Source organism: Xanthomonas maliensis, assembly GCF_009192945.1.
GTDB classification, from domain to species: domain Bacteria; phylum Pseudomonadota; class Gammaproteobacteria; order Xanthomonadales; family Xanthomonadaceae; genus Xanthomonas; species Xanthomonas maliensis.
Window position 1 is genome coordinate 126,403 of sequence record NZ_NSET01000019.1, and the last position, 16,634, is coordinate 143,036.

Genomic DNA, 16,634 nt, shown 5'->3' on the forward strand with positions numbered 1-16,634 from the left:
TCATTGTCCCAGGGGTTGCGGCACGGGTGCGGTCGGTTGGCTGCCGCACCGGAACAGGCGACACACCGACACGAAGAACAAGGGGACGAACACGATCGCCAGCACGGTGCCGGACAACATGCCGCCGATCACCGCCGTGCCCAACGCGTGCTGCGCGCCGGCACCGGCACCGCTACCCAACACCAACGGCAACACGCCGAGGATGAAGGCCAGCGACGTCATCAGAATCGGGCGTAGCCGCATGCGTGCCGCGTCCAGCGCGGCATCGATCAGACTGACGCCACCGGCGTGTAGCTCCCTGGCGAATTCGACGATCAGGATCGCGTTCTTGCAGGCCAGCCCGATCGTGGTCAGCAAGCCGACCTGGAAATAGACATCGTTCATCTTCCACGTCAACAAGGCGCCGAGCAGCGCACCGAAGACGCCCAGCGGCACCACCAGAATCACCGAAAAGGGAATCGCCCAACTCTCGTACAGGGCCGCCAGGCACAGGAACACGATCAGGATCGACAAGCCGTACAACAAGCCGGTCTGGCCACTGGAGGCCTTCTCCTGCCGCGACAAACCCGTCCACTCGTAGCCGATGCCTGGCGGCAGCTTGGCCGCCGCGGCCTCGACGATGGCCAGCGCCTGGCCACTGGAGGCTGCACCTGGCTTTGCCATGCCAAGGATCTCCACCGACGGCACGCTGTTATAGCGCTCCAGCCGCGGCGATCCACTGGTCCAGCTGGCCTTGGCAAAGGACCCGAACGCGACCATGGCCCCGGCGCTGTTGCGCACGTACCAACGATCGATATCCTCCGGCAGCATGCGGTACAACCCATCGGCCTGCAGCATCACCTTCTTGACTCTGCCCTTGTCGATGAAGTCGTTGACGTAGGTACTGCCCCAGGCGCTGGAGAACGTGCTGTTGATATCGGCAATCGACAAGCCCAGCGTTTCGGCCTTGTGTGCGTCGATGTCGAGCTTGAACTCGGGCGCATCTTCCTGCCCGTTCGGACGCACCGCGACCAGCCGCTTGTCCTGCGACAGCTCGGCGAGCAACTGATTGCGCGCCTGCATCAGCGCGGCGTGCCCGAGGTTGCTGCGGTCCTGTAGCATCAGGTCGAAGCCGGTCGCGTTGCCGAGTTCGGACACCGCCGGCGGCGCGAAGGCGAAGACCTTGGCATCACGGATACCGGCAAAGAACGCGCTGGCCTTGGCCGCCACACCGGTCACACTCTGGTCCTTGCCGGTGCGTTCGTTCCACGGCCGCAGCTTGACGAACGCGAAGCCCACGTTCTGCCCGCTGCCGGCGAAACTGAAACCGGACACGGCGAAGATGCCGGCAACCGAATCCTTCTGCTCGACCAGGAAGTGCTGCTCGATCTGCCGGATCACCGCGTCGGTCCGCGCGGCGGTCGCGCCCGGCGGCAGCTGCGCCAGCACGAACAGCGTGCCCTGGTCTTCGTCGGGCAGGAAGCCGACCGGCAACTTCATGAAACCGACCACCACCAGCGCCAGCACCCCCGCATAGACCAGCATGTAGCGCCAGCCTTTGCCCAGCATGTGGCGCACGATGCCCTGGTAGCGGCCGTTGCCGCGATCGAACATGCGGTTGAACCAGCCGAAGAAGCCGCCGGTGGCCAAGCCATGCTGCGTGGACGGCCTGAGCAGGGTCGCGCATAGCGCCGGGGTCAACACCATCGCCACCAGCACCGATAGCGTCATCGCCGCGACGATGGTGATCGAGAACTGCCGGTAGATCACCCCGGTGGAGCCGCCGAAGAACGCCATCGGCACGAAGACCGCGGCCAACACCAGGGCGACGCCAACCAGCGCGCCGGTGATCTGCCCCATCGACTTGCGTGTGGCTTCCTTGGGCGACAACTTCTCCTCGCTCATCACCCGCTCGACGTTCTCCACCACCACGATCGCGTCGTCCACCAACAGGCCGATCGCCAGCACCATCGCGAACATGGTCAGCGTGTTGATGGTGAAGCCGCACGCGGCCAGCACGCCGAAGGTGCCCAGCAACACCACCGGCACGGCAATGGTCGGGATCAGCGTGGCGCGGAAGTTCTGCAGGAACAGGTACATCACCAGGAACACCAGCACGACCGCCTCGACCAGCGTGCGCACCACCTCCTCGATCGAGATACGCACGAACGGCGTGGTGTCGTACGGCTTCTGCACCTTCATCCCTGGCGGGAAGAACTTCTCCTGCTCGGCGATGCTGGCATCGATCGCCTTGACCGTATCCAGCGCGTTGGCACCCGTGGCCAGCTTGATCGCCAGGCCGGCAGCGGGCTTGCCGTTGTAGCGGCCGACGGTGTTATAGCTCTCGCTGCCTAGTTCGATGCGTGCCACATCGCGCAGCCGGACCTGCGACCCGTCGGACTGCGTACGCAGCAGGATGTCCTCGAACTCGGCGGCGGTCTTCAACCGGGTCTGCGCGGTGATCGTGGCGTTGAGTTGCTGGTTGGCCGAGGCCGGCAACGCACCGAGCTGGCCGGCAGAGACTTGCGCATTCTGCGCCTGCAGTGCGGTCTTGACGTCCAGTGGAGTCAGGCTGAAGTTGCTCAGCTTGTTGGGGTCCAACCAGATTCGCATCGCGTATTGCGAGCCGAACAAGGTCGTGTCGCCGACACCTTCGACGCGGCTGATCGCTTCCTGGACATTGGCCGCCACGTAATCGGACAGATTCGAATCGCTCATGCTGCCGTCTTCGGAGGTGAAGGCCAGCACGTTGAGGAAGTTGGTCGCCGATTTGGTGACAGTCACGCCCTGCTGCTGCACTTCCTGCGGCAGTAGCGGCGTCGCCAGCGACAACTTGTTCTGCACCTGTACCTGCGCGGTATCGGGGTCGGTGCCGTTGTCGAAGGTCAGGGTGATGGTCACCTGGCCGCTGGACTCGCTGGTGGAGGCCATGTAGCTCAGGTGGTCAAGGCCCTTCATCTTCTGCTCGATGACCTGGGTGACGGTGTCCTCCAGGGTCTTGGCCGAGGCGCCGGGATAGTTGGCAGTGATCGCCACTGCCGGCGGTGCGATGCTCGGATATTGCGCGATGGGCAAGGTGACGACTGCCAGAATGCCGGCCAGCATCACGATGATGGCCAGCACCCAGGCGAAGATCGGGCGGTCGATGAAGAAGCGTGCCATGTCGTGTGCTCCGCCTCAGTGCGCTGCGCGTTGCGGGGCCGGCGACGTACCGCCGGCTGGCGCTGGGTCCGGAGCGGCGTGCGCTGGCGTCCACGGCACCGTCTTGACCTCGATTCCGTCGCGCGCGCGTGACAGCCCGTCGACCGCCACCTGCTCGCCCGGCTGCAAGCCGCCGCGCACCAGCCACTGATCTCCCAGCGCACGCTCGGTGTCCAGCACGCGCAGATGCAATTTGCGGTCGGCTCCCACCACGAACGCGGTCGGCTTGCCGGCTCCGTTGCGTGACACCGCCTGCTGCGGCACCAACACGGCCTGCTGTTTGACGCCCTCCTGCAGCACCGCACGTACGTACATGCCCGGCAGCAAGTCGGCATTGGGATTGGGGAAGACGGCGCGCAGGGTGATCGAGCCGGTACTCTGATCGACGGTGACGTCGGAGAATTCCAACCGCCCGGGCAGCGGATAACGGCTGCCATCCTCCAGCAGCAGCTCCACCTTGGCGGCGCCACCAGCCTGCTCCAAGTCGCCGTGCGCCATCGCCTGCCGTAGCCGCAGTACCGCGGCGCTGGGCTGGGTGACATCGACGTAGATCGGATCCAGTTGCTGGATCGTGGTCAGCGCGGTGGCTTGGTTGGCGGTCACCAGCGCCCCGGGTGTCACCGTGGAGCGACCGATACGACCGGAGATGGGAGCATCCAGGCGGGCGAACGCCAAGTTGATGCGCGCGTTCTCCACACTGGCCTTGCCCGCCGCCACGTCGGCCTCGGCCTGCCCCAGCGCCGCGGCGGTATCGTCGCCGTCCTGTTGACTGATGGCTTTGATCTGCACCAGTTCGCGATAGCGGTCGGCTTTCAACCGCGCAGTCCGCAGATTGGCTTGTGCCTTGGCCAGGGTGGCCTGTGCGCTGGCGTAACTGGCGCGATAGGTCGCTGGATCGATCTGGTACAGGGTCTGGCCGGCGCGGACGTCGGCCCCTTCGGTGAATTGACGGGACTGCACGATGCCACCGACCTGCGGCCGCACCTCGGCGATCAGATAAGGCACGGTCCGCCCCGGCAATTCGGTACTGAGCGTGACCGGCCGCGCTCGCAGCGTTTGCACCCCGACCACGGGCATCCCTTCCGGCGCTGGTGGACCACCGGGAGGACTGCCGCAGGCACTGAGCAGCAAGGTGGCGACGAGAGCGAACAGGACTGAACGGTGGCAGGCATGACGACGCACGAGGATTCTCCAGGGGAGGAAAATAAAACGGTACGGTTCGGTATCTTAAAAGCACGGTCGCGGCCGGTCAAGCATTCCTGCCCTGCCGGTATACTTATGGCATCACAGGAGTCAGACGATGCGGGTTCGGACCGAGGAAAAACGCGCTGCCATCCTTCAGGCTGCCGGCGAAGTGTTCCTGGAGCTTGGCTTCGAGGGCGCATCGATGTCGCAGATCGCCGCCCGGGTCGGCGGCTCCAAACGCACGCTCTACGGCTACTTCCCGTCGAAGGAGGAGTTGTTCATCGCGGTGGCGCATGCCAAGGCCGAGCGCTATATCGAGCCGCTGCTGGACGCGCTTTCGCAGAGCGCCGCGCCGATCGACGTTGCCCTGCAACGCTTCGGCGAGGATCTGCTCGCCTTCGTCTGCTTGCCCGAATCCATCGTCACCTGGCAGACAGTGATCGGCGTGTCCGGACGTTCGGATGTCGGCGCGCTGTTCTTTCGCAGCGGCCCGGAACAGGCCATGCAACGGATCGCGCAGATCCTGCAGACGCAGATGGACAACGGTCAGCTACGCAGCGGCGACGCCCAGTTGGCGGCCAGGCAGTTGAGCGCCCTCTTGCAAGCGGAAACGCTGATGCCCTGCCTGTTCGGCATGCTCAAGGCGCCCTCGCCGCAGTTTCTGCGCCAGGCCACGCAAGGCGCGGTGGCGGCCTTCCTCTGCGGTTATGGACATCCAGCGCCGCTTGCCTCGGCGTGACCCCGCGCGCCCATGGCGGATCTGGCACATGCCACCTGGCCGCGGCTCGCACGAAAGTGACGATGGCGGCGACCAGGTGCCGTCGTAAGCGCCTATCGCGTCGGAAAGCGCGTCACGCGTGCCCGCCCATCGACGCAACCATGACCTTCAGACCGGCAAGCCAACTTGCAAGCGGTACGCGACGATCTAACCGGCCAGCGCGCACTTGGCGCACAGCCCATGCACTTCCAGCGTCTGCGCCTGTGGCTGGAAGCCTAAGGCCTTGGCGCGCGCATCCAACTGCGAGACCACGTCGCGGTCTTCCAGTTCCACCGCGCTATGGCAGCGATCGCAGATCAGAAACGGCACCGAATGCTGTGCGCTGTTCGGATGGTGGCAGGCGACGAAGGCGTTGACCGATTCGAGCTTGTGCACGAAACCGTTGGCCATCAGGAAGTCCAGCGCGCGATACACCGTCGGTGGCGCATCGGCGCCGACGCCCTTGCCTTCGCGCACCCAGTCCAGCAGCTCGTAGGCCTTGACCGGCTTGCCGGCATCGGCGATCAGCCGGAGAACGTTGGCGCGGATCGGCGTCAGCCGCAGCCCGCGCTCGCTGCAGGCGCGTTCGACCGCCCGCACGAACCCATTGGCGTCGTCGACGTGGTGATGCGGGTCGGTGCAGGCGTGGTCGTGATTCTTCATGCGGGGCTCCGGCGTCAGGCCGCTTCCACCTTAATGCGTGCCGCGTCGATGCGTTTCAAGGCCTCGTCGCGGCCCGCCAGGTAGACGGTGTGGGAAATGTCCGGGCTCACCTGGGTACCGGTGATCGCCACGCGCAGCGGCTGCGCCACCTTGCCCATGCCGATCTCCAGCGCAGCAGCGGCCGCATGCAGCGCGCTCGAAACGCTTTCCACGTCCCAGCGCTCCAGCGCCACGAGCTGCGCGCGGGCCGCGTCCAGCGCCAGCTCGGCGCCCGGCTTGAGATGCTTGGCCACCGCCGCCGCATCGTAGCTTTCCAGCGGCTGGTACCAGACCAGCGCCTTTTCGGCCATTTCCTTCAGCGTCTGCACGCGCTCGCGCAACGCGATGACCACGTCGACCGTTGCCGGGCCGTGTGCGGGATCAACGCCGAGCTTGCGCAGTTGATCGTCCAGCTGCGGAGCGATCGTCGCCGGATCGTCGGTCTTGAGGTAATGCTGATTGACCCAGCCCAGCTTGGCCATGTCCAACCGCGCAGCCTTGGAGTTGACGTTGGTGACGTCGAACAGATCGATCAGCTCCTGGCGGCCGAACAGCTCCTGGTCGCCATGCGACCACCCCAGGCGCGCCAGATAATTGATCAAGGCATGCGGCAAATAGCCGGCATCCTTGTACTGCATCACGTCGGCAGCGCCGGTGCGCTTGGACAGCTTGGCGCCCTGCTCGTCCAGGATCATCGGCATGTGCGCGAATTTCGGCACCGGCGCGCCCAGCGCCTGGTAGATGTTGATCTGGCGCGGGGTATTGTTGATGTGGTCGTCGCCGCGGATCACCTCGGTGATGCCCATGTCCCAGTCGTCCACCACCACCGCGAAGTTGTAGGTGGGGTAGCCGTCCGGACGAAAGATCACCATGTCGTCCAGCTCGCTGTTGGCGATCTCGATGCGACCCTTGATCAGATCGTCGAAGGCCACCACGCCATCGGCGGGATTCTTGAAGCGGATCACCCGATTGGGATCGTCGCGATACGGCAGCTGCTGCTCGCGCGCCGCGCCGTTGTAACGCGGCTTTTCCTGCCGCGCCATCGCCGCCTCGCGCATGGCGTCGAGTTCCTCGCGGGTCTCGTAGGCGTAATAGGCCTTGCCCTGGGCCAGCAAGTGCTCGGCCACCTCGCGGTAACGCTCCAGGCGGCGGGTCTGGTAGATCGGACCCTCGTCGTAATCCAGGCCCAGCCACTCCATCGCTTCCAGGATGGCGTCGATCGCCGCCTGGGTGCTGCGCTCGCGGTCGGTGTCCTCGATGCGCAGCACGAACTGCCCGCCACGGTGACGCGCCTCCAGCCAGCAGTACAAGGCGGTACGGGCGCCACCGATGTGCAGATAACCGGTGGGGCTGGGGGCAAAACGGGTGCGGCAGGTCATGGAACGCTCGGCGAACGGGGATCGCCCGATTTTACCTTGCCCGGCCCGCCGCTGCCCGGCGCACTAGCGATTGCGCAGCAGGTCGCCGTAGACCACGTTTTCTTCGGGGTTGCGCTCGGTGGCGGGCGCGTCGTACAGCACCAGCCAGCTCGGGGTGGCACCGGCCAGCCGCGGCGGCAGGTCGCACAGCGCCTCCGCGCGGTCGCAATCCTTGCCATGCGGCAGCACTGCCGCGGTGAGCAGTTCGTGCTGGAAGCGCACCGGCGCGCGGTTGGCGGCCAGGATCGCACGCGCGCCGGGCCACTTGAACAGGCGGATCTCGCCGTTGAGCACCATGGTCGGCCCGGCCAGCACGTAGAGATCGTCGCCGGAATAGTGCAGGTCGCGCACACCCAGCCCGCCCAGTTGCAGGAAATGCTTGCGCAACAGCGTGCCGTCCTCGTCCAGAGGGGCCAGCCGCAGAGACTCGCCATGCGCTTCCACTGCGATTTCCAGCAGCATCGACCAGCCACGCAGCACCGGGCCGCGCAGGCCCAGCAACAGGCGCGCGCCGTCGACCACGATGCCCTCGATGTCCAGGCCGTTGTCCTTGCCGGGGATCTGCAGGAACGGGCCGATGTGCGGGTCGTCGGCCAGCAAGTCGGTCAACTGATTGTGCTTGGCATCGCCCTTCAGACGCCGGGCGCGGCGGCCATCGGCCGCCTCGCGCACCAGCAGCGGCGCGCCATCGGCGTCATGCTCGATCGGCAGGCAGGCCAACAGGCGGCGATTGGCATCCAGTTTGAGCTTGCTCAGTCGCTTGGCGTTCTCGGCGTCGTCGCGACCGGGCTTGGCATTCTTGCGCTTGAGCCCATGCGAGCCGACGACCCACAGATAGCCGTCCGAGAGCCCCATGCCCTCCAGGTCGGCCTCGTCGTCGGCAGTGCCAGGCAGATCCAGCAGTGCGGACAGCGGGAAGCTGCGGCCCTGGCCAAAGCGCAGCGTCTCGCCATGGGCCGACTCGAGCCGACGCAGCCGATCCACCGCACAGGCCTCGTCGCCGGCCACCCACAGCCAATCGTCGGTGAACGCCGCGCCGGAGAGATTGCTGTGGACCAGGGCGCCGGGATTGAACTCCAAGCGGACGCGATGCGGGAACAGGGTTTTCTTGGCCATGGCAACCTGCTGGGCGGCGAGACCCGCCGCCCCGGCCGGGATCAATCGAACGCGACCAGCTTCGCATGCGTCAGGCCCGCGGCCAACTGGCCGCGCCAATCGCGGTCATTGGCGACCTGGGCCTGTGCCCGGCTGGTCTCGAAGGCGTGGAAATCCAGCTCGGCATAGGCCCACACCGTCTCGCCATGCGTCTGCGCCAACACGCCATCGGCAGGGAAGCCGACATCCATCGGCGCATACACCGCCGCCTCGCCGGTATTGACGTCCAGCGCCGGGCTCCATGCTGCCTGCCCGGCGGTGACGGACTGGGCGACGAAGAGGCGGTTCTCCAGCGCACGCGCCAGGCAACCGATCCGCACGCGGGTCGCGCCGGCCTCGGTATCGGTGCAGCTGGGCACGATCAACAGGCGCACGCCGGCCTCGTACTGTGCGCGTACCGGCAGCGGAAACTCGCTGTCGTAGCAGATGGCGATGGCGGCGCGGATGCCGTCCAGCTCGAACACATGCAAGGCATCGCCCGGCACGATCAATCCGCTCGCCTTCTCGAAACCGGTGAGCTGCAACTTGTCCTGCCACGCATGCCCGCCGTCGGGCGTGAACCAGTCGCTGCGATTGCGGTAGTGGCCAGGCGCCACTTCCAGCAGGAAACTGCCGGCAATCACGTGCACCTGGTGCCGCCGCGCCAGCACCGAGAACAGCGCCAGCCACTGCGCGCGCAGCGCCTGGATCGCCGCCAGCGACTCGGCCAGGCCCGCCGATACCTGCGGCCCAAAGGTCGCCGCCAGTTCCAACGACAGATATTCCGGCAACACCACCACCCGCGCACCGGCCCCGGCGGCTTCGCCGATCAGATCGCCCAGACGGGCGGCGAAGGCAGCCACATCGGCGGGCTTGCCGATCGGGTATTTGGCGACGGCGATCTTCATCTGAAATCCTCGGGTGACGAAACGGCGTTGGGTGGCGATCGATGGGACGCGGGCTCGCCCCGGGCAGGCGATCTTCAACGCGGGAGCGCGCGGGTCCAGACCTGCAGGCGGTGCGCGATCTCCCCGTGTTGCAGTTCCGCCCAGCGGAGGTGGACCTGCATCTGCGGCTGCGGCGCGTACCCGCGCTTGCGCCAGAATGCCTCGTTGCTGCGTGCGTCGGCAGGCCGACGCGGATCGTCGGCCGCGCGTTCCACCGCGCAGAAGGCCGTGCATTCGAAACGCCCCAGCGCTTGCGCATGGGCCTCGCGGCGGTCGAAGAAGGCATGCCCCAGGCCGTGCCCGCGATACGCCGGCAACAACACCGATTCGCCGAAGTAGAACACGCTCGCCGGCGCGATGCCCGCCGCGCGGAACGGCTGCTGGAACGCCTCATCATCGTCGACCAACGGCAATCCAGTGGACGCACCGACGATCTGCTCGCCATCGCGGGCCAGCACGAACACGCTGTCCGGTGAGTCGGCATAGGCCGCCAGGTATCCACGCTCGTAATCGGCGTCGCCGTCGTAGAGATAGGGCCAATCGCGGAACACGGCGATCCGCAGCCGTGCCACTGCCTCCAGGTAAGGCAATACCGCAGTGCCGTGCACCGTTTCCACGCTCAGGGAGGAACTGCTCATGGACGGCATGATACGACCGCCCCGGCACCGGCAACCAGGCCGGGCGCGTGCGCCGCGCTTGCGCCGACTGCCATGGATGCGCGGCCGCTCCCGCTGCACGCGGCGGGACCAGCACACCCTCCCTCCGCCGCAGCGCCCTGGCTACCACCAGACCAGCCAGACCGTTGCCTGCGCGGCATCCAGCACGGCCACGCAGCGCAGGTCGACCGCAGGGCTCCAGTAACGGTTGGGGCCAAGTCGCTGCCAGGGCCGGTAGCGCCAGCGTTCCTGCCGCAGGCACCGCGCTTGGTCCGCGATCGCGACAGGCGCACGCGTCACCTGCGCCTGCTGCAGGAACCCGAGCCCCTCGGTGCAGATCCGCTGGTGCGTGCAGGGATGCAGGCGCAGCCCGACCCTGCCCACTCGCCGCGCGCCTGGCAACGACAAGGCCGCCAACGGTGAGGCTTCCCAATCGCTCGCCGTCGCTGGCAACACCCCCACAGTCCGGATCCCGGCGGGCAGCCGCTGCTGCACGCGCCGGTACATCCGCATCGGAACGAACATCCCGTCCTCAGCGCAGGCTGTGGCCGAGCTCATACCAGTCGACCTTGCGGGTCACCCACATGATGGCGGCAAGAATGCCGAACAGCAGCAGCGATCCCATCAGCAAGGCGTTGTCTTCGGAAATCAGCAAGCTATAGAGCACCGCATACAGCGCGGTCAGCATCACCGAGAAGCCCGCTGCCCGCGCCCAGCTGCGCAACACACCCGACAGATAGACGCATTGCAGGCCGATGCACGCCACCGCCGACAGCAGATAGGCCTGCCAAAACGCAATGTGCTCGGACAGGCTCAAAAGCAGCAAGAAGAAGATCGCCAAGGCCAGGCCGACCAGCAGGTATTGCAGCGGATGGATCGGCAGCCGCTTGATCAGCTCGAACAACACGAAGGCCACGAAGGTCAACACCACGAACAGGATGCCGTACTTGCTGGCGCGATCGGCCTGGGTATAGACGTCGACCGGGTCCACCAGGCGCACGTCCAGCATGTCCAGCGACGCGTCATTGACGTTGAGCTGCGCCTGCGCGCCGGTGGCCAGCGAGGACAGCGACCAACTGGCATCGAAGCCCTTCGGGCCGATGGTCGGCGCATTGGGCAGGAAGCGACCGCCGAACAACGGATGCGGCCAGTTGGAGCGCAGCGTGATGTCGTTACTGTCGGCGATCGGGGCGATCGACAGGCTGCGGGTCCCGTCCAGCACGAAGTGCAGGTCCACCGGCCCGGTGGCCGGCAGGCTGCCGGCCGTGGGATCGGACAGTGGCGGCAGATCGGCATGGATGCCACGCGAGCGAGCGGCCAGGCCACCTGCCCCGCTCTGCAAGGCCAACGCCTGCCCGTTCACGCGCAACTGCGGGCTGCCGACCAGGCCACGGACATCGGAGATGCCGATCGCCAGATGCGGCTGGCCATAACGGCGTCCGGCCACCGCCGGGTACACCAATGGATCGAAGTCGGCGCGCAGTTGCGCATGCCATGCGTACACCGGCACCCGGAACAAGCCAACCGTGCGTTCGGACGGGGTCAGGGTACCGTCCAGCTGCAGGCCACGCGGCGCCTGCAGCAACTGGCCCTCGCGGCTACGCCAGACCTTGCGCAGCACGCCTTGTTCGTCGGGCTCGCTGACCTGGACCTGCTCGGTATAGGGCAGCACGCGCACCGGTGCAATGAACGCCTGTTCGCCAGCCTTGCTCTGCGCCACCCGCTCCACGGCCTGGTCGCGGTAGCTCACCCGGTCCTGCACGGTGCCGCGGATCAACAGCAGCGGAATCAACAGCAGTAGCGCCAGCCCAGCCACGGTGGCGAAACGCAACAGGAGTTTCAGGGATTTCATCGGCGGTCCTCGCAATGGGAGGCCGCCAGCGTGGCGTCGGCACGTGTGCCGCGATTGAGGCGAATTTGAAGCCAATGTGAAGTGGCGGTCGCCAGGCCCACACTGACGTGCGGCCCGGCGACGCACGGGCGATCCTGTCGCCTAGTGGACGACCACGGCCCCGATCACATCCTTGGCCACCACCGCCCAGGACAGCTTGGCGAAGCCCTTGTTGCCCCAGTTCTCGCCCCAGCTGTTCTCGATCAACAAGCCCTCCCTGTCGTAACCCAGTGCGATGACTTCATGACCGCCGAGGATCGCGCTGTGGGTGTCGTAATCGACCTGATGTTTGGCATCGAGGTCCTCGAAGCCCTGGCGCACTTCGAATCCGATGGCGACCGGGGTGGATGCAGCCAGCGCGCGCTTGATCTGCTCGATCAGCGCAGCGCCGCCATTGCCATTGCCCGAGTACAGCACGGTGTAATTGCGGTACGGGGTCGGATTGGCGGCCGCATCGGCGCGATCGGCCGCGGTCGGCTGATGCTGCCAGTCGTAATTGCCCCAGGAATAGTTCTGCTCGGTGGCGATACCTTGCGCGACCGCGATATCCAGCGGCGCTTCCATCGTCGAGCCCTCGTCCACGCCGCCATCGACCTGGCTGTAGAGATACATCGGCGCAAAGCGCGTCTGCGTTTGCTTGGCGACGTTGGCATACCAGCCGGTCAGCGTATGCGCGGTGGCCCAGGAGGCGCAGGAGCCGACCTGCCCCTGGTCGCCGGGCGCGATTGCCCAAGACGTCAGATCCACCTTGGCAGGCAGGGCGGTCGCATCGGTGCTGGCGGTACCGAACAGCGGCAGCACCGGCTGCAACTGCGATGAGGGCTTCAAACCCATGCCATGCCGCGGCGGTTGCGCTGCCGCCGACGCGGCAACGCCAAGCCCAAGCAGCAGGCACGCAGACAGAAAGCGGTCATTGATCATCAGAATGCTCCACGATAGGAAGACGGGAGATCGCGCCGATGTCCCCAACGGCATGATCCGTATGACGAACGATCCGAATCAGAACGCGTGCGTCGCCCCTGTTCGTACCGTCATCCGCGTAACGGGATGACCCTTGACGCATCGCCACGGCATCGTTGCGCTTTGCCATCCGCTGCTCTGCAATGCAGGCGAAACGGGTCCGCGATAACGGAAGGCGGGTGTGGGCAGCGTCCGCAGTTTCGTGTGTCGACGGATGTCGGCGTGACCCGGTCGCTGCCTGCGACCGGGTTACCTAGAACGTGCATGCCCTTTGAAGTGAGTGCGAAGCGTCCTGTGGTGCGTCGAGACCAGACGTGCGCCTTGCCCAGGCTGGCTCTGCCTGGGCAAGGCGCGCAACGCGGTCTCGGCGCGCCACAGGGCGCTTCCGGCAGGGTTGACCGCCAGCGGCACGGAGCGTGCGCCGCGCGACTAGCCGTGGCGCCACCACGCCGGCGCCACGCAGCAGCCGCGCCGCACCGCTGATGGCCAACGCAGCGCATCTGAACGTGCATAACGCGCTCTAGCTGCGCGGTTGCGCCGACGCAGCGCGCCACTCAGGCGGTTCGGGCTCCGCGGGGCGGCGTCCTGCTTGTGCAACGGGCGATCAGGCCGTTGGCAAGCGCAGCACGGCGGCCACGCCGCCGCCTGCGCGGTTGCTCAGCGCCACTCCACCGCCATGCAGGCGCGCCACCTCGCGCACGAACGGCAGACCGAGCCCGGAGCTGCGCTGGCCGGTGTGCGGGCGCGCCAGCGAATAGAAGCGCTCGAACACACGTTCCAGCGCGTAGTCCGGCACCCCGCTGCCGCGATCTTCCACCCGCAGGTGCAGCTGACCGGGCGCCATCTGCACACGCACCACCACCTGCCCGCCCGCCGGCGAGAACGCCAGCGCGTTCTCCAGCAGGTTGATCAGCGCCTGCCGCACCAGATAGGGATCGCCATGCAGGTCCGGCACAGCGGCCGGCAGCGGATCCAGCGCCACCGACACCTCCGCGGCCGCTGCACGCGCGGACACCGCTTGCAGCACCGCATGCAGCAGCGCCGACAGATCGATGCGCTCGCGCGTCTGCAGCCAACCATGTTGCTCGACCTCGGCCAGCGCCAGCAGCTTGTCGATGGTCTCGGTCAGCCGATGCTCCTGGGCGCGGATGCTGGCCACGAACTGCTGGCGATCGGCCTCTGGCAAGGGATCGGCCAGGAGTTCGGCCGCCGCCCGGATGGCAGCCAGCGGGCTCTTCATCTCGTGTGTCAGCGACTGCACGTACTGCTCCACGTAGGCCTTGCCTTCCAGCTTGCGGCGCATGCGCTCCAGCGCCTGGCCGAGATCGCCGATTTCGTCGCGTGCGGGTGTCGGCGGCGGCACTGGCTCGCCCGCGCTGACCGCTTGCGCATAGCGGTTGAGCCGACCAATCCGGCGCGTCAGCCATGCGGTCATCCCTAGTCCGATCAACGCCGAGATGCCGATCAACCAGGCGCCACGCTGCAGGATGTTGCGTTGGCTGGCGGCGATGAAGGGGTCGATGCTGCGATTGGGTTGCGCCAGCGTCAGCACGCCGATCAGCCGGCCGGGCGCATCCGGCGCATAGATCGGCGCGGCCACGTGCATCACGGTTGCCCCTGCCGGGCCGCCATCCTCCGGACTGGAACGGGCACCGTATTGGCCGCGCAAGGTGCGGTAGACATCGTTCCAGCGCGAATTGTCGCGACCGATGTCGCGGCCGGCCGAGTCGAACACCACCACGCCGCGCACGTCGGTGATGGTCACGCGGTAGTCCACCTGATGCTTGCGAAAACGCCAGACCCAGGCCTTGGGGTCGCGCTGCTGCGCCTGCGCCACGTCGCGCGCGAAGCGGCCATCGGCGATGTGGCCGGCGGCCAGTTCGTCGGCGGCCAGCGCGGCCAGGACATTGGCCGCATCCACCAGGGTGGACTCCATCGCCTGCCGCACCCCTGGCTTGACCTCGTTGACGAACACCCGCATGACGAAGAACGCGGCCAGACCGACGATCAGGAAGAACGCCAGGAACAGCTTCAGACCCAGCCGCATGCGATCACCCCCCGTGCCGGCATGGTGTGACGCGTCGCCGCACCGGCACTGCCGCACGCACCGGCCTGTCGAGGCGCTGGCCTGACCAAACCGTCCTTCACTGCCGTTGCTCCCTGCCCACGCACGCGCTACAGCTCCAACGCGTAACCCAGCCCACGATGGGTCCGGATCGGATCGGCCGCCGCACCGGCCTGGCGCAGCTTGGCGCGCAAGGTCTTGACGTGGGTGTCGACGGTGCGGTCGGCGCTGTCGGCGCTGGCATCCCAACCGCGGTCCATCAACTGGGCGCGGCTCAGGATCGCGCCCGGCCGTTGCAGTAGCGCGGCCAACAAGGCGTATTCGTAGCGGGTCAATGGCAGCAGCGCATCGCCATAGCGGATCCGGTGGCCTTCGCGATCGATCGCAAAGGCACCGATGTCCTGCCAGCCGCTGGCCGGCGCGGCGACCGCACTGCGGCGCAGACGTGCGCGTATCCGCGCCAACAGTTCGCGCGGCGAAAACGGCTTGGCCATGTAGTCGTCGGCGCCCACCTCCAGCCCGAGCACGCGGTCGATCTCCTCGTTGCGCGCGGTCAGGAAGATCACCGGCACCTCACTGAAGCTGCGCAGGCTGCGGCATACCTCCAAACCGCTGAGATCGGGCAAGCCGACGTCCAGCACCACCAGGTCGACCGGCTCGGTGCGCAGTTGTGCCAGCGCTTCGCGCCCGAGCACGCAATGCGTCGGCAGATAGCCTGCGCTGCGCAAGGCGTACAGCACGGTCTCGGCGATGGCAGGTTCGTCCTCGACGAGCAGGACGCGGGCGGGAGCATCGGACATGGCGCGCAGCATAGCCGCACGCGGGCGCGGTCCGTACACTGCCGCGATGAACTACCGCCATGCCTTCCACGCCGGCAACCATGCCGACGTGCTCAAGCACATCGCCCTGCTGGCGTTGATCGACACCCTCAAGCGCAAGGACAGCCCGTTCTTCGTGCTCGATACCCACGCCGGGCGCGGCCGCTACGCGCTCGGCGGCGAGGACAGCCGCAAGACCGGCGAAGCCGACGCCGGCGTCATGCGACTGATGGCCGAGCCACGCCTGCCGGAGGCGGTGGAGCGCTATCTGCGCGCCGTGCAGGCCGACAATGCCGACAGCGCGCGCGCCAGCGGAATCCAGATCAGCCATTACCCCGGCTCGCCGGCGCTGGCCGCGCAGGCACTGCGCACCCAGGACCGCATGGCCTTCTGCGAAATGCAGGCCGACGAGGCGGCAGCGCTGAAGTCCCTGTTCGCCCACGACAGCCGGGTGCGGGTGCACAGCGGCGATGGCTATGCCGCAGTCCGGGCGTTTCTGCCGCCGCGCGCCGGCACGTCGAAGATCGGCCGCGGCCTGGTGCTGATCGACCCGCCGTACGAGGCGCAGGATGCGGAGTATCCGCAGATCCTCGCCAGCGTGCGCGAGATCCTGAGCCGCTGGCCGCAGGCGATCTGCATGGTGTGGTACCCGATCAAGCTGCGCCGCAGCCTGCAGCCGTTCCTGCGCAAGGCCGCCGCGCTGCCGGCCAAGTCGGTGCTGGTCGCCGAGTTGCAGGTCCGCCCGGACGATTCGCCGCTGCGGCTGACCGGCAGCGGCCTGCTGATCGTCAATGCCCCCTGGCAGTTCGACCAGGTGCTGGCACCGGTGCTGCCAGTGCTGAAGACCCTGTTGGGCGAAGCCGGCGCATCCACTCGACTGGAATGGCTGCGCCAGGACAGCTGAGGCGCGCCTGGACGCGG

At 67.1% G+C, this 16,634-nt stretch carries 14 protein-coding genes; 2 read left to right on the forward strand and 12 right to left on the reverse strand.

Features of this window, described 5'->3' with window-relative positions; all coding sequences use genetic code 11:
• Both CKY51_RS05145 and CKY51_RS05150 read right to left on the reverse strand, forming a co-directional pair.
• On the reverse strand, nt 1-3,141 hold the full coding sequence (locus CKY51_RS05145) for an efflux RND transporter permease subunit (protein WP_152248963.1): 3,141 nt from the start codon (nt 3,139-3,141) through the stop codon (nt 1-3).
• Between the two features lie 15 nt (nt 3,142-3,156).
• Nucleotides 3,157-4,362 (reverse strand): efflux RND transporter periplasmic adaptor subunit, encoded by a 1,206-nt coding sequence (locus CKY51_RS05150; RefSeq protein ID WP_031340686.1) that lies wholly within the window; start codon nt 4,360-4,362, stop codon nt 3,157-3,159.
• A gap of 118 nt (nt 4,363-4,480) precedes the next feature.
• Between CKY51_RS05150 and CKY51_RS05155 the strand changes: the two genes are divergently transcribed.
• Nucleotides 4,481-5,104, forward strand: coding sequence for a TetR/AcrR family transcriptional regulator (locus tag CKY51_RS05155; protein ID WP_152248964.1), 624 nt, complete (start codon nt 4,481-4,483; stop codon nt 5,102-5,104).
• A gap of 186 nt (nt 5,105-5,290) precedes the next feature.
• On the opposite strand, the gene CKY51_RS05160 is transcribed toward CKY51_RS05155, so the two are convergent.
• The 10 genes from CKY51_RS05160 to creB form a co-directional block, all read right to left on the reverse strand.
• Entirely contained in the window at nt 5,291-5,785 is a 495-nt protein-coding gene (locus CKY51_RS05160; RefSeq protein ID WP_022974072.1) for a transcriptional repressor, read from the reverse strand.
• A 14-nt stretch (nt 5,786-5,799) separates the two neighbouring features.
• The gene (gene gltX, locus CKY51_RS05165; RefSeq protein ID WP_022974073.1) at nt 5,800-7,203 is read right to left on the reverse strand and encodes a glutamate--tRNA ligase; all 1,404 of its coding nucleotides are present in this window, start codon (nt 7,201-7,203) and stop codon (nt 5,800-5,802) included.
• Nucleotides 7,204-7,266: 63 nt separating this feature from the next.
• Complete coding sequence (locus CKY51_RS05170) at nt 7,267-8,358, reverse strand: DUF3616 domain-containing protein (protein WP_022974074.1); 1,092 nt, start codon at nt 8,356-8,358, stop codon at nt 7,267-7,269.
• 41 nt (nt 8,359-8,399) lie between these two features.
• Entirely contained in the window at nt 8,400-9,284 is an 885-nt protein-coding gene (locus tag CKY51_RS05175; protein ID WP_022974075.1) for a carbon-nitrogen hydrolase family protein, read from the reverse strand.
• Nucleotides 9,285-9,358: 74 nt separating this feature from the next.
• Nucleotides 9,359-9,970, reverse strand: coding sequence for a GNAT family N-acetyltransferase (locus CKY51_RS05180; RefSeq protein WP_031340688.1), 612 nt, complete (start codon nt 9,968-9,970; stop codon nt 9,359-9,361).
• 132 nt (nt 9,971-10,102) lie between these two features.
• Nucleotides 10,103-10,504, reverse strand: a complete 402-nt coding sequence (locus CKY51_RS05185) for a hypothetical protein (RefSeq protein WP_031340689.1) — start codon at nt 10,502-10,504, stop codon at nt 10,103-10,105.
• 7 nt (nt 10,505-10,511) lie between these two features.
• The gene (gene creD / locus CKY51_RS05190; RefSeq protein WP_022974078.1) at nt 10,512-11,831 is read right to left on the reverse strand and encodes a cell envelope integrity protein CreD; all 1,320 of its coding nucleotides are present in this window, start codon (nt 11,829-11,831) and stop codon (nt 10,512-10,514) included.
• Between the two features lie 141 nt (nt 11,832-11,972).
• Complete coding sequence (locus CKY51_RS05195) at nt 11,973-12,791, reverse strand: C1 family peptidase (protein WP_022974079.1); 819 nt, start codon at nt 12,789-12,791, stop codon at nt 11,973-11,975.
• A 643-nt stretch (nt 12,792-13,434) separates the two neighbouring features.
• Complete coding sequence (creC, locus tag CKY51_RS05205) at nt 13,435-14,877, reverse strand: two-component system sensor histidine kinase CreC (protein WP_022974080.1); 1,443 nt, start codon at nt 14,875-14,877, stop codon at nt 13,435-13,437.
• Nucleotides 14,878-15,005: 128 nt separating this feature from the next.
• Nucleotides 15,006-15,707, reverse strand: coding sequence for a two-component system response regulator CreB (gene creB / locus CKY51_RS05210; RefSeq protein ID WP_022974081.1), 702 nt, complete (start codon nt 15,705-15,707; stop codon nt 15,006-15,008).
• A 34-nt stretch (nt 15,708-15,741) separates the two neighbouring features.
• Between creB and CKY51_RS05215 the strand changes: the two genes are divergently transcribed.
• Nucleotides 15,742-16,617, forward strand: a complete 876-nt coding sequence (locus CKY51_RS05215) for a 23S rRNA (adenine(2030)-N(6))-methyltransferase RlmJ (protein ID WP_022974082.1) — start codon at nt 15,742-15,744, stop codon at nt 16,615-16,617.
• Nucleotides 16,618-16,634 lie beyond the last annotated feature (17 nt).

What these genes read in the sequence shown, in the direction of transcription:
- CKY51_RS05185 (WP_031340689.1), bottom strand. Translation starts at nt 10,504, where the DNA reads ATGTTCGTTCCGATGCGGATGTACCGGCGCGTGCAGCAGCGGCTGCCC.
- CKY51_RS05160 (WP_022974072.1), bottom strand. Translation starts at nt 5,785, where the DNA reads ATGAAGAATCACGACCACGCCTGCACCGACCCGCATCACCACGTCGAC.
- CKY51_RS05170 (WP_022974074.1), bottom strand. Translation starts at nt 8,358, where the DNA reads ATGGCCAAGAAAACCCTGTTCCCGCATCGCGTCCGCTTGGAGTTCAAT.
- CKY51_RS05145 (WP_152248963.1), bottom strand. Translation starts at nt 3,141, where the DNA reads ATGGCACGCTTCTTCATCGACCGCCCGATCTTCGCCTGGGTGCTGGCC.
- CKY51_RS05180 (WP_031340688.1), bottom strand. Translation starts at nt 9,970, where the DNA reads ATGCCGTCCATGAGCAGTTCCTCCCTGAGCGTGGAAACGGTGCACGGC.
- creC (WP_022974080.1), bottom strand. Translation starts at nt 14,877, where the DNA reads ATGCGGCTGGGTCTGAAGCTGTTCCTGGCGTTCTTCCTGATCGTCGGT.
- CKY51_RS05175 (WP_022974075.1), bottom strand. Translation starts at nt 9,284, where the DNA reads ATGAAGATCGCCGTCGCCAAATACCCGATCGGCAAGCCCGCCGATGTG.
- gltX (WP_022974073.1), bottom strand. Translation starts at nt 7,203, where the DNA reads ATGACCTGCCGCACCCGTTTTGCCCCCAGCCCCACCGGTTATCTGCAC.
- CKY51_RS05155 (WP_152248964.1), top strand. Translation starts at nt 4,481, where the DNA reads ATGCGGGTTCGGACCGAGGAAAAACGCGCTGCCATCCTTCAGGCTGCC.
- creB (WP_022974081.1), bottom strand. Translation starts at nt 15,707, where the DNA reads ATGCTGCGCGCCATGTCCGATGCTCCCGCCCGCGTCCTGCTCGTCGAG.
- CKY51_RS05215 (WP_022974082.1), top strand. Translation starts at nt 15,742, where the DNA reads ATGAACTACCGCCATGCCTTCCACGCCGGCAACCATGCCGACGTGCTC.
- CKY51_RS05195 (WP_022974079.1), bottom strand. Translation starts at nt 12,791, where the DNA reads ATGATCAATGACCGCTTTCTGTCTGCGTGCCTGCTGCTTGGGCTTGGC.
- creD (WP_022974078.1), bottom strand. Translation starts at nt 11,831, where the DNA reads ATGAAATCCCTGAAACTCCTGTTGCGTTTCGCCACCGTGGCTGGGCTG.